The 12,390-nt window shown below is 48.3% G+C and carries 11 protein-coding genes and 2 pseudogenes; 5 read left to right on the forward strand and 8 right to left on the reverse strand.

The window, feature by feature from the left end:
- Positions 1–5: 5 nt before the first annotated feature.
- The 4 genes from A0G03_RS14465 to A0G03_RS14480 are packed head-to-tail and all read right to left on the reverse strand — an operon-like array spanning position 6 to position 5,367.
- Positions 6–2,138: a GumC family protein gene (locus tag A0G03_RS14465; RefSeq protein ID WP_048258962.1), complete on the reverse strand. Its 2,133-nt coding sequence runs from the start codon at positions 2,136–2,138 to the stop codon at positions 6–8.
- Positions 2,139–2,140: 2 nt separating this feature from the next.
- A complete protein-coding gene (locus A0G03_RS14470) occupies positions 2,141–2,698 on the reverse strand; it encodes a polysaccharide biosynthesis/export family protein (protein WP_048258961.1) in 558 nt (185 codons plus the stop codon).
- Position 2,699: 1 nt separating this feature from the next.
- Positions 2,700–3,986, reverse strand: coding sequence for an outer membrane beta-barrel protein (locus tag A0G03_RS14475; protein ID WP_048258960.1), 1,287 nt, complete (start codon positions 3,984–3,986; stop codon positions 2,700–2,702).
- The gene (locus A0G03_RS14480; protein ID WP_048258959.1) at positions 3,976–5,367 is read right to left on the reverse strand and encodes an undecaprenyl-phosphate glucose phosphotransferase; all 1,392 of its coding nucleotides are present in this window, start codon (positions 5,365–5,367) and stop codon (positions 3,976–3,978) included. The genes A0G03_RS14475 and A0G03_RS14480 overlap by 11 nt, the downstream gene beginning before the upstream one ends.
- Before the next feature lie 567 nt (positions 5,368–5,934).
- Between A0G03_RS14480 and A0G03_RS14485 the strand changes: the two genes are divergently transcribed.
- Entirely contained in the window at positions 5,935–6,672 is a 738-nt protein-coding gene (locus A0G03_RS14485; RefSeq protein ID WP_048259020.1) for a hypothetical protein, read from the forward strand.
- Positions 6,673–6,847: 175 nt separating this feature from the next.
- On the opposite strand, the gene A0G03_RS14490 is transcribed toward A0G03_RS14485, so the two are convergent.
- Positions 6,848–7,327: a hypothetical protein gene (locus tag A0G03_RS14490; protein WP_048258957.1), complete on the reverse strand. Its 480-nt coding sequence runs from the start codon at positions 7,325–7,327 to the stop codon at positions 6,848–6,850.
- 336 nt (positions 7,328–7,663) lie between these two features.
- Here A0G03_RS14490 and A0G03_RS14495 point away from each other — a divergent pair.
- A protein-coding gene (locus A0G03_RS14495; protein ID WP_101749516.1) for an IS5 family transposase occupies positions 7,664–8,508 on the forward strand; the annotation gives its coding sequence in 2 pieces (ribosomal slippage) (positions 7,664–8,009 and positions 8,009–8,508; 846 coding nt in all).
- 80 nt (positions 8,509–8,588) lie between these two features.
- Here A0G03_RS14495 and A0G03_RS14500 read toward each other — a convergent pair.
- A pseudogene (locus A0G03_RS14500) lies at positions 8,589–8,702 on the reverse strand (IS5/IS1182 family transposase); the annotation flags it as partial.
- 6 nt (positions 8,703–8,708) lie between these two features.
- Here A0G03_RS14500 and A0G03_RS22000 point away from each other — a divergent pair.
- A pseudogene (locus A0G03_RS22000) lies at positions 8,709–8,786 on the forward strand (helix-turn-helix domain-containing protein); the annotation flags it as partial.
- Here A0G03_RS22000 and A0G03_RS14510 read toward each other — a convergent pair.
- Positions 8,778–9,974: an MFS transporter gene (locus A0G03_RS14510; RefSeq protein ID WP_241771479.1), complete on the reverse strand. Its 1,197-nt coding sequence runs from the start codon at positions 9,972–9,974 to the stop codon at positions 8,778–8,780. The pseudogene A0G03_RS22000 and the gene A0G03_RS14510 overlap by 9 nt on opposite strands.
- Positions 9,962–10,489 carry a GNAT family N-acetyltransferase gene (locus A0G03_RS14515; RefSeq protein WP_048258955.1) on the reverse strand — a complete coding sequence of 176 codons (528 nt, stop codon included), beginning with the start codon at positions 10,487–10,489 and terminating at the stop codon, positions 9,962–9,964. Before A0G03_RS14515 ends, A0G03_RS14510 begins: the two co-directional genes overlap by 13 nt.
- 98 nt (positions 10,490–10,587) lie before the next feature.
- Here A0G03_RS14515 and A0G03_RS14520 point away from each other — a divergent pair, with 98 nt between their 5' ends.
- A complete protein-coding gene (locus tag A0G03_RS14520) occupies positions 10,588–11,496 on the forward strand; it encodes a LysR family transcriptional regulator (RefSeq protein ID WP_048258954.1) in 909 nt (302 codons plus the stop codon).
- Positions 11,496–12,002, forward strand: a complete 507-nt coding sequence (locus A0G03_RS14525; protein ID WP_048258953.1) for a GNAT family N-acetyltransferase — start codon at positions 11,496–11,498, stop codon at positions 12,000–12,002. The genes A0G03_RS14520 and A0G03_RS14525 overlap by 1 nt, the downstream gene beginning before the upstream one ends.
- Positions 12,003–12,390 lie beyond the last annotated feature (388 nt).

Below are 12,390 nucleotides of genomic sequence, written 5' to 3' on the forward strand. Positions count from 1 at the left end.
TAAACTCACAGGTGACCGGTACTGTCGATTAGTGCATTCATACTATGGTTTAGGGAACGTATCCCCTCTTTGGTTTCGAGGTTTTTATCCGCAACCCGATTCATTACCGCGCCAATCAGCACCGCGCGGTGCTGCTTAACTTTCTCAATGGCATTAAGCACATCACCCGTACGCCCCTCGCCGGCTTTCAGCACAAAAACCACGCCGTCTATTACCCGGCTAATGAGTTGACTATCCTGCGTTTGATTCACCGCGGCCACATCAACGATTATTCGCTGATAGCGTGTTCTCAGCTCTGCCATCAACGTCACGACATGTTCGGACGACAGCATCAGTAAAGAAGACATCAAGGCATTGCCACGCGGCAGGAAGCTTAAATTTTCACTGATTGTCACCAGTGCGGCATCCAACGGTGATTGCCCTTGCAGCAGTTCCGCCACACCGATAGCGGAAGGGGGTGCCAGGTCTTGCGTCAGCCCACCGTCGTTAAAGAAATCCAGGTCGATAAGCAGCGTTTTTTGGTCAGCGCTGAAAGATGTCGCCAGCAAATGCGCCAGCAACGATCGCCCTTCGCCATGCTCTGCCGAGTTGATGGCAATGGCCTGGCAGGATGGATGCGATAACAAAATGTGGGTTCGCATGCTGTGGACAATATCGACGTACAGCGGTGCTTTGGTGATCAAACGCACAACCTGTGAGCGCTTCACGCCACTGGCGAAGATGCGAATTTCCCCCACCGGCGCCACATTCAGGCGCTTTTTCATCTGGCTGATACTGTTGATTGAATTATCCAGCGCGGCTCTCACGATGAAGTAAACCACCGAGAAAATCAGGGTTAGCATGACCACCATCACCAGCAGCATCGCTTTATTAGGTTTCGACGGGTGGTCCGCCGGCACGGCAGGGTCGTAAAGTACCGCGTCCGGCTCTAAATAGTGACCTGCCAGCGTCTGCTCTTTGGTGCGCTGATAGAGCGCCTTATACAGCTCTTTTGTTTTATCCAACGCGGTGATCAGGTTATTGTATTCATCACGTTTAGACGCTAGCGTTTGGAAATCCGCTTTCTGTTTCTCCAGCAGTTGCTGATAATATTTTTCATCCCTCAACGCCGCCTGATACTGCTTATTCAGCCCCGCTTCCAGTTCGAGTAACACGGTGTGGGTTTGCTCTTCAATCGCCTGAACCTGGGCTTCGGCTTCTAAAATTTTGGTATGCTTCAGCCCGTAGCGTTTCCGTAACTCGTATAAAGAACGCCGGGCCTGAATCAGCGCAATGCGCAAATCCTGAATTTGCGCATGATTAGAAATATCAGGCAGAGAAATGATGTTTTCCAGCGACGTACCCACATTCAAACGCACGCTGTTGTAATTCGTTTCCGCCCTGATGCGACGTTGGGTGGCATCCGCTAACTTGGTGGTGACGATCCCCAGTTGTTCAGTTTCGAAGCCATCCACGCCGCGGAAAGTCAGCAGCCCTTCTTTCTTCAGAAATTGGTCGATGACGGCCTGTTGCTCGACGACTTGCTGCCACACCTCTTCCATCTGTTTTTGGTTCAACGTTTTGGCTTTCAGTGTCTTGAGGTGCTTTTGCCTGGCCGTATAGTCAATAAATGCCTGCGCCGCGCCGTTAGCGATGTCGGCCGCCAGCTCAGGCGACGCCGATTCGTATGAGATAGTGGCGAGGTGTGTGGTACGAACGCCGGTGATAGTGAGGTTTGCCACTATCGAATCCAGTGCGTGATCGACCCGCTGTTGCGCATCGCCACGGTTATCCGCGTTTTTGTCTGTACCGCCGTTAAACGCTGGGTTTTGGTCCAGCTTGATGTCCCGCACGGCTTGTTCCAGCACAATACGCGACTGCATCAACGCATACTGGGTTTCGTAATAGCCACTACGGGTGGAATCATAACCATCGACCTGCGGCAAAGGCGAAACGTTATCCTGCTGTGCTTTAAGCAGTACCGTTGCGGTCGACACATATTTGGGCGTGATCATGTTAATCAGCGGGTAAGCCACTACCGCCACAATCAGGCCGGCCAGCACGATCTTCCAGCCGTTCTGTTTGATCTCTTGGGCAAATCTGGAGACATCGATGATGCTTTCCAGTTTTCTGCCATTTTCCACGATAGACAGAGTCATGGTCAGAAAAAGCTCATACCGACAATCACGGTATCGCCAGGATGAACAACACGTCTTACATCAATATTTTCAATCAGTTGATTGCTATTCGATAGACGAATACCCACATCCTTGCGGTCTGCGCGATCGGTAAATCCGCCGGCCAGCGCCAGCGCTTTTTCAACGGTTAAGCCCGGCTCGTAGGCATACCCGTTCGGTTTCTCGACTTCACCGGTGATATAGAATTTCCGGAACTCGGCGATGCTGACCGTCACCATCGGATTTTGCAGATAGTCGCCGCGCAGGCGATTAGCCAACTCCTCGCCCACCTGCTCTGGCGTTTTCCCTTTCAACACCAGTTGACCAATGTAGGGGAAGGTAATCGCGCCGCTTTTATCCAGCATGAACTTCATCGTCATCTCCGGCTCGCCGTACACCAGAATATTGACAACATCGCCTTCACCTAACTGATAACCGGTGGTTTCACTTTCAGGTTTGTCCATTTGCCGCTGGCTCGACAGGGAGCATCCTGCTAGCCAGACGCTGAGGCACAGAAAAATGCACAGTTTTATTATTTTCACGTTAGATCTGTACCTTAGCCGTAAACATAATCAGAGAGTTATCACGGCCCAGCATTCTGACGACCTGGCGATCGCCGTTAGGGCCAATAAAGAAAGAATCGCTATCTTGATTGGAACGTAGCGTGTTCAGTTGATACTTTAATTCAACGTTAATAGAGGGCCTGAAGTTATAATTCATGGCGAATGTGAACACCCTGTTTCTGTCTTTACGATCTCGCGGGTAATTCTTGTAAACGTCCGTCAGGTATGAATAGTCAAACGTGGTGGAGAAACGATCGACGAGCCAAAAGTGCTGATAAGAGATGCCGTATTTAGAAGCCAGGATATAGCCGCCGATTTCTGACGGGTCTTTGATATGCTGCGATGTATGTACGATAAAAATGGATTGTTTAAGTGGTTTCCACTCGGTCTGAATATCCCAGTTTATCCCGCTAAAATCCCTGGCGTTCGGGTTATTATTGAATGTCTTGTAGAGCCAGGACACATTGGCATCAATACCGGTTTTTCCCGTAAGCTGCGATTTAATGCCGTATTCCAGATAATATTCATCACTATCTTTTTGCGAATCGATTTCATAACGCCGCTGATTACCAATAAAACGGTAGCGAAAGCGCGTTGCCGACGAGTATTGGTCAGATAATTCGGCGATCAAACCGTTCTCGTGCCATTCCTGCCCAAGAACATAGTTATAAAAATCAATATCGGTATTTTTAATATCCTCCGTGCGGCCTAACCGTAGTTTTCTAAACAGCAGCGCGACGTCGGCTTTACCGCACCCTTTCAGCGCGCCATAGCTATAACGCAATTCACTGTTGAAAAGCGCGGTACTCAACGGCGAATGAATACCGAAATCGCTGAACTGTTGTGGTCGAAAACCTTCGGTAATACCGCGCCCACGCACGTCGTGCCCAAGCGCCTCCTCAAGACTGAGCGTTAATCCATGCCTCAACCCGTAGCGCCATGCGCCATTAAAGCGAAAGAAATGGTCAGTGTAATTATCCGCCAGATCGCTGTCGTAACGACGATAATCACCGGAATACATCAACAGATATTGATCCTGATAACGCGCGCCAATGGCCTTAATCATTGGCCTGACGCTCTGAAAATGAGAACTCACCGCATCCTGATCATCAGCCTGATAGGTCACGTTATTCTCATGCCCATAGTCCAGCCCCACCTGGCTTTGAAAATCAATACCGGCGACACCGATATGCGATTTCGGCATCAGGTCGGCCCAGGATGGGAGGGGGATTATCATTCCAGCGGCGATGATCAATTCAGTACGCATTTTCACCGATAAAGCCTTTGAAAATGGTTCTAAAGATAATTTTGATATCCAACCAAAGGGACCAACTCTGAATATAGGCAATATCGTAGTGAACCCGTTTTTCCATTTTATCGAGGGTATCCACTTCGCCGCGATAACCATTAACCTGCGCCAAGCCTGAAATTCCAGGCTTCACTTTATGGCGAATCATGTAATTCTCGACTAGCTGACGATACTGCTCGTTATGCACGACGGCATGAGGGCGCGGGCCAATAATCGACATCGTCCCTTGCAATACATTGAAAAATTGCGGTAGTTCATCCAGCGAAGTCCGGCGTAAAAATGCGCCAAAACGCGTAACACGAGGATCGTTTTTAGTCGCCTGCGTCACGACGCCGGCGTTTTCCATCACGTGCATCGAGCGGAATTTCCACACTTTGATTTTATTGCCGCTCAGGCCGTAACGATCCTGCTTGAATAACACCGGCCCCCGTGACGTCAGTTTGATACCAATAGCAATCACCAGCAGCAATGGCGAAATCATCAGCGTAATAACGCCACCAATCACTAAATCCTCAACACGCTTAATCAGCGAGCCAATACCATCAAACGGCGATCTGAAAATACTGATGGTCTGAATGTTATTGATGGAGCGAAACTGCGATACGTATGAGCTGTAGGAATAAAGATCGGGAATGATATAGGTATCTACCGTCGTATCGGACATCATCGACAGAAAATAACGAATGCGTTGTAGCGCAACCATCGGCAGCGCAATATAAATCTCATCCACTCTGCCCGCTTTAGCTTCTTCAACCAGCTTACTCACTTTGCCTTTAAATTGGCTCTTAAACAGATAGCCACAACGGGCTGGGCTACGATCGTCGTAAAAAGCCAATTCTAACTGCATGTTAGCATATTCTTTAAGCAATGCTTTTTCCGCCGCTAACCCACCGGGCGTTAATCCCACAATAGCAATTCGGATCCGTTTTTTAGTTGTAAATTTAAACGTAATTAAACGCGTAATATAGAGACTACATAGCGAAATAATATACCAGTACAGCGTTGCGGAAAAATATATATTATCGAATTGATGCAATAGACCCAACGAGTACAGCGTACCGGCATAATTCCTGACTAACTCCACAAAGATGACCGAAAATAATGCGGAACCCCACAGTCTTCTCTGTCCACCAGGCTGCATATTTTTAAGGCCATGGTGATATAAGCCAGTATATTCCCCAATAAGTAAAAAAGAGGTTGAGAATAGCAGACTAATCATAATGACATCATCGAAATCGCCCATCATAAATAGACTAGCGCTGACTATTAACGTCAAATTGATTGATAAAAAATCCATCAATTTAATAACAAAAAAATCATTTCCATAGGAAATATTCATCTGATTAGTAGACACTTTTTAATCTTAATCCATTAAGTTTTTATTATTAACGCTGTTCCGTGCCGGATAATATATCACATAAAAAAAATTTAGAATAACAATCAGATCAATCTTAAAGTTTTTTTAGCAAAACACACAAACTGCTAGTACACACAACCATAATAATTAACGTAGAAAATATAATTTCTCATATTAGTAATTTCTCTAAATATTTATTTTATTATGATTTAATTTTAAATATTTGTATTATGTAATTATTCCAATGTAGTAGATAAAGCGTAAATTTTCGCCGTTCAGGCAAGTCTGCTCCTCTGTTTTTTGATTCAATAAGTTGACGTAAAGATCTTTTCCGATGCGTTTTGATTTATCCCTTCGTATCGGGGAATTTGTGGGTCAGATTGCGAGTCATCCAGTTCGACGAACGGGAGTGATCCGTTCGCACCCGAACGTATAAAGATTGCCCTTCACTGACCGATATCTTTATTGTTTTGATGAGAAGCGATGCCCGATACCGGCCCACCGTATTCATCCAACGCCTTAAAAAAACTGCCAGAAGGAAGTTCAGGTATGATCAACCAGGTTGGAACCCCCTATAGCACCAGCACGCAGGCCGCGGATACCCAGCGCGCGCAGTCTGCCACTGCGGATAGCGTGATCGTAAATGCCGACAGCCAGACCAAACAAGAGGTGGTGTTTTCCTCTCTGGCGCAGCAATTAAGCGACAGCGCAAATCGTGCTGATGCCGAGTATGCGGGCCTCAGCAGAAAAGAACTCAGCGATAAAGCCACCATGCTGCTCAAAAAAATCACCGGGCCAGATTATGACGCTAACCGGGCGATCAGTAACGCTGAAGTGCCCGATTCTTCCGATCCTGAACGTTTGGGCAGGGCAGCAGACGCCACAAAATTTGTTAATGGTTCCGGAAAGAATCCGTTTGCCGGCCTTTCACGCGATCAGCTTGCTTTAATTACCTATGACGACAGTGGACTCTATACCACCAACGAAAGAAGAGCGGCATGGGAAGAGTCATACGATCAAGAATATGCATGGCGCAAAGACGTGGTCGCCAAAGCGATGGCGGAATACAACAGTAGCGGGAAACTGACTGGTTTATTTAGCGAGGTGCTGGACCACTATAAGACATTACCAGCTATCGAGCAGGCACAATATCCAGAGAACTATGAAGCGAAATTGCAGAAATGGATTGATCTCGATTACAACTACTTTACCAATACCGTAGAAGGTAAAGGATCGCCGGACGATATTCTCTCGCTGCAAGAAAGCCTGGACATATTGCAACAATAGTCTGGACGGTTCGCTGTTGAAGTTTGGTTATGTGGAAAAATATGCCGTTGTTGATTAAACCAACGGCATTGCAGCTATATAGCCATAAGATTGATGACATCGCAAAAAATATTCAGGTTTTGAACCCCGATAAAAAATGACGCATCGTTACGATAATGACAATGATGAGATGCAATTAGCTCAGTAACGTTACCCAGCCACTGGGGATATCAGTAAAAAACGTGGCTTCCTGTGTGGCAGTCCGTGTGCCAACAATGACGTACAGACTGAGCGCCGGGTTAACGTTGGTTAAAATGTAGTACGGCTTGCGCCCGTACATTATCCCTTGATTTGGCTGCTGCGCGCCCACGCTACCATCGAGGTTGAATTCAAAATACAGGGCATCATCCGGTGCAGTAATTTGATACTTATACTTCCCGTAGGATGCGCCATCCAGGACACAAGAGGTGGAAACAGAGTCACCTTTTGAGTTACTGATAATATAAGCACCAATATCAGCAAGGCTTTTGAAATTGTTATCTTTAATAATTTTCTGAATATACGCTATTGCCTGGACTGGTGTTCTCCCTCGGCACGACTCTATTTGTGGCTGGAACCCGGCTTTCTGAATTTCCCCAATAGCCCGATTATCCCCGCGATAATAAATAGATGGCATATCTTTATCTCCTCATTAAAATGATATTCATCAGACATAAATTTTCGCTATAAACATTTTTAAAAATAACAGCAGAGATAAAAAAAGAAATCCGCCTTTTGGCGTAGACGATTTATCGTGATGGGTTATTGTTGGCGGGGAAGTGTCTGGATTATCCGTGATGATTTAAACGGTAAAAGCATAACGACGCTTTCAGCCGTTATGCTCTTCATTCTGTATATAGTTAACCGATCGTCAGTTGTTCAGGGGCTTTGTTGAATAAACCACCCTAGGGTGTGTCCCTTAACTGTTTTTTGTACAATCTGGGGCATGGTTTAACGACAAAAGTCCTTTAATTTGGCACGCTACGATTTCCCTGATGATGCATGGGCGCTGATTTCCCCTATGCTGCCACCTGAAAGAGGCTCTTCCAAAGGTGGGCGCCCTTATTTTTCACATAGACACGTCATGAATGGCATCTTCTGGATACTTTGCTCAGGTGCGCCCTGGAGAGATTTACCCGAGCGCTATGGTCACTGGAAAACGATTTATAATCGTTTTAACCGGTGGTCTAAAATTGGAGTAATGAATAGCATTTTCAATAAATTACTCCAGTTCCTCGATGAAAAAGAGTTAGTTGACTGGGATGTTATTGCGCTCGATGGCAGTAATATCCGTGCCCTGAAAGCCGCCGCAGGAGCGAAAAAAAACATCCCGATGAACTCAACGATCATGGGCTGGGTCGCTCACGCGGCGGCTTTGGCACCAAAATCCATCTGGCAACAGATGGCACAGGATTACCGTTAAGTTTCGGTCTAAGTGGCGGACAGGCTCACGAAAGTCAATATGCGAAAGCCTTACTCAGTCGGGTCGGTATTATTCGTAAAAGTGGGTGCCTGAAATCTCGCCCGAAGGCCATACTGGCGGATAAGGGATATTCAAGTGGCGACCTGCGTACGAACTTGAAAATAAAGGGAATAAAAGCAGTAATCCCTTTCAAGTTGAATGAAAAGGCCAGTCAGGATGGTCGTCGGAAACTCGACTTTCGACTGTACAAAAAACGCAATGTCGTGGAACGTTGCTTTGCGATATTAAAAGAAAATCGCCGTATTGCTACGCGCTCAGAAAAAACAGCAAGAAACTATCTGAGCATGCTAAAACTGGGTGCGATCAGGTTGTTTTTGAAGCGATTGTTAAGTTAAGGGACACACCCTAATTTTACGATAGGTCTAACGGATAAGTCCCAGGAATACCTCCGTATCAGTCACGTTGTTCGGGGACAGATGTCGGTGAAATCGAGAACGAGATGGGCAATCTCGCCGCGCGTGGGGTTTTTGAAAGGGATATGGACGGACTTGGCACGCCTGCTGACGCAGGCATAATCAGGACAACGGAGCAGGAGCGTCCCCAATCGTTTATCGCCAAAGTCGAGAACGGGGAAAAAAGTTTAGACATCGTAGAATTTATCCATCTAGTTCGGCACAGCAGAGCCGGAATGGCGTCGCCAGAGCACCACAGATATTGCCGTAATGAACAAGGTCAAGATGGTGGAAACAAGCAGCGTGCCCTGTATACCGTACTGCTCCAGCAGCATGGCATATGCAGACGGGGCCAGCGCCGCGAGGAAAAAACCCGGTGACAGCAGTAAGCCTGTTTTGCGGGCGTACCGCTGCGGATCAAATAGCATAAGAGGAAGTAGGGCCTTTACGACCGTGAACAAACCGTTCACGGCCCCATAAGCCAGAACAAATAAGACGGTCGCGACCGGGGTAACGTTACCCGCAAGACCGACCAGAAAGCAGATCGGCAGTAGGATGCCGATAATAAGATTCAGACGTAGCGCGGAGATTCGTGCGCCAGAAATCACGTCCAGCAGGCGGGCTCCCACCTGTCCCACGCCCCAGAGCATGCCAGCCAGGGCAGGCATACCATAAGCGGCCAGTATCTGGGGAAAATGCGTGGATACGCCAGTGGAGACAAAACTGAGCAGCGCAATCAAGGAGGCATACCACAGGCCGCTAATGAGTGTTTTTCGATTCTCTGCTGTCGCCGGTGCCGGAAAACCAGACCGACCAGCAGCGGGAGGTTTTACCTGATGGCCGGCCGGAACAGCGGTCAGAAAAAGCAAACTCACCAGGCCCGCACAGCCATAAACGATAACGGCATGTCGCCAGTCAGTGACGTGCAGCAGGGCAGCCCCTGCAGGCCAGAAGACGGCTGAGGCGAAACCGCCCAACAGAGTGACCAGAGAGACTGCCCGACGGGCACCTGCACCCGCGGTTTCCACAAGCAGGGCAAACGCGGCATCATACAGGGCAAGCCGCATGCCAGCTCCCATCAGGATCCAGACGGCAATCCACGCGGCTGTTGAATGGATAAAAGCCATCAGAAAACACCCGACGACAATGGCGAGAGTACCCGCCATCATCAATGCTCGTCCGCCAGTACGTGCCATAACGGGCCCGGTCAGCGGTGAAACCAGCCCCATAACAAGCATGGCAACAGTCAGGCCGGAAAATATTACAACAGGAGACCAGCCCGTTTCAGCCATGATGGCGGTTCCGAAAACACCCGGCATGTAGAACGTGATCCCCCAGTTGATAAGCTGCGTCATCCCGGTGCAGAAAACGGTGCGGCCAGTCAGATGCCCGCCTGTCAATCGTTGCACTCTGGAAGCGTGGTATCACCCTGTCCGAGCGTACGCTGCAGGATGACCGTATCGAGCCAGCGCCCGTGTTTGAACCCTACGGATGTGAGTGTGCCAGTGATGCTGAAACCCGCGGCACGATGCAGGGAAAGAGAGGCGGCATTCTCACTGTTACCCACCACGGCTACGAGCTGACGAAAACCACGGGCTTCTGCCCACATGACTGCATGGGACAACAGCCGTTTGCCGATACCCCGCCCTTGAAACGTGGGGTCAATATATATAGAGTCTTCTAGGGTGAAGCGGTAGGCAAACCGTTCCCGGTAAAAAGACAGGTAGCAGTATCCTCGGACCTGTCCTTCATCAACCGCTACAAGCCAGGGCAACCCTGCTGTAAGCACTTTTTTCAAGCGGATGGTCATTTCAACCGCATCCGGCGGTTCGGTTTCAAAAGTGGCGGCGCCATGTAATACGTGGTAAGCATAAATCTGCTGAATCGCAGGAATATGTCGTTCGTCTGCTTCAGTTATTTCCATCGGTATGGTTCCTTTTACTTTCATAAACAGAGACTAACCCGGATTAATATTTTCAGACAGGCCACGGGGCTTATCAGCGGTATAAGGAAAACTTTGATATGGCAACCCTGAACCTCGCTCACCTTACTACCTTCAGGATGGTCATCAGCCGGGGCAGTTTCTCCGGGGCAGCAGAAGCTCTCGGACTGTCACAGCCAGCCGTCAGCCTGCAGATAAGACAGCTGGAACAAGTATTTCAGGCCCGTCTTATTGAGAGAACCAGCCGGGGAATAAGGCCAACGCCTGCTGGAATGACGCTCTCTGAGCACTGTATGAAAATTGATGCAGTGGTAAGTGCGGCGATTGAATCGGTGTCCCTGCATTCAGACGATATAACCGGCACCGTCACTGTCGGTACCGGCGCAACGGCCTGCATTCATCTTCTACCCCCCTTACTGCAACAGTTGCGACAGACGCATCCTCTGTTGAAAGTGGACGTACGCACTGGCAATACTTCAGATATTGTGCGGGGCGTGGAAGAAAATCGTATAGACATTGGTCTGGTAACACTGCCGGCAGCAGGTAAATGCCTGAGCGTTAACCCTCTGGGTACGGATGAGTTTGTCATCATCATGGAAAAAGATACCTTAGGGCAGAGTACTAAGCCGCTGTCTCCGGACGACCTTTTGTCACTGCCGCTGATTATCTTTGAACCCGGAAGCGGGACCCGCGCCCTGATTGATGAGTGGTTCCGTTATGCCGGGCATGTTGCCAGTCCTGTAATGGAGCTTGGCAGTATTGAAGCTATTAAAAGGATGGTTCGTGCTGGTTTGGGCTACAGCATCGTTCCCCGCATGTCCGTTAGAAGCATGGGAGAAAGGCAGGGACTCAGCGTGTATTCCATGGTGCCCTTTCTGTACCGAACCCTCGGGACGGTAATGCGGGAGGATCGGATTATCAGCAGAGGAATCAGCGAGGTGCTGAAAAGACTAAGCGGCAGTTTTGCAAAAGATGAGACAGGAACATAATGAAAATTGAGCAATTGAGTACTCTGTCAGAAAGCCATGATGAGTTAGTTATCTTATTGAATGATTGTGTAGAAAGTGGAGCATCGATTGGTTTTCTTGCGCCACTGGAAGTCGGTGAAGCAGAACGCTATTGGCAGGCGGTCGCTGCCGATCTGGCTGAAGGCGATCGTACGTTATTGGTAGCGCGTGAAGCGGAGCGCATCACGGGCGCAGTGCAGATCAGCTATTGTCCAAAGAAAAATGGCAACCACCGTGCTGAAGTAGAAAAACTAATGGTGCATACGGCATTTCGTCAACGCGGCATTGCTCAGCAGTTAATGGCAGAAGTAGAACGCCAGGCGCAGGCCAATCGGCGGACCCTACTCGTCCTTGATACCCGCACCAATGACACAGCCTCCATTTTGTATCGTAAATCGGGCTATCAGGAAGCGGGTCAAATCCCACAGTTTGCTCGCAGCTCCGCAGGTACTCTCGATGGCACAACCTTCTTTTATAAATTGCTATAGAGGCTGCTTCAGGTGAGTTGGTCGAACATTTGCTAATGGTTTCAACAGCCCTCTTTCGCAGGACGAAAGCATAAGGGATTAACGTTCAGTCTGCCGACCGAAGGGATATTCTAATAGTGATATGTACAAAATGATAAAAGCCCTGACTGTGTTAGCCAGGGCTTTTAAGGTACTACAGATTTAAAATTTAACATTCATTGACTTAATAACATTTTACTACTATTTTTACTGCTTCAAATGTACACGTTTATAACAGATAATATTGGGTACTAAAATTAACTAAACCTCCCCTATATTTACTGGTTTAAACCCCCTACCAACCTTAGTGGTATGGCAGGTACAGGTACATCCCCCATCGCGATATATACTCTTTGATGCGTGGCCTTAC

This window comes from Pectobacterium peruviense (assembly GCF_002847345.1).
Classification (GTDB): Bacteria; Pseudomonadota; Gammaproteobacteria; order Enterobacterales; family Enterobacteriaceae; genus Pectobacterium; species Pectobacterium peruviense.

Coding starts and splice junctions, on each gene's coding strand:
- A0G03_RS14465 (WP_048258962.1), bottom strand. CDS start 2,138: ATGACTCTGTCTATCGTGGAAAATGGCAGAAAACTGGAAAGCATCATC.
- A0G03_RS14475 (WP_048258960.1), bottom strand. CDS start 3,986: ATGCGTACTGAATTGATCATCGCCGCTGGAATGATAATCCCCCTCCCA.
- A0G03_RS14480 (WP_048258959.1), bottom strand. CDS start 5,367: ATGAATATTTCCTATGGAAATGATTTTTTTGTTATTAAATTGATGGAT.
- A0G03_RS14485 (WP_048259020.1), top strand. CDS start 5,935: ATGATCAACCAGGTTGGAACCCCCTATAGCACCAGCACGCAGGCCGCG.
- A0G03_RS14490 (WP_048258957.1), bottom strand. CDS start 7,327: ATGCCATCTATTTATTATCGCGGGGATAATCGGGCTATTGGGGAAATT.
- A0G03_RS14515 (WP_048258955.1), bottom strand. CDS start 10,489: ATGGAAATAACTGAAGCAGACGAACGACATATTCCTGCGATTCAGCAG.
- A0G03_RS14520 (WP_048258954.1), top strand. CDS start 10,588: ATGGCAACCCTGAACCTCGCTCACCTTACTACCTTCAGGATGGTCATC.
- A0G03_RS14525 (WP_048258953.1), top strand. CDS start 11,496: ATGAAAATTGAGCAATTGAGTACTCTGTCAGAAAGCCATGATGAGTTA.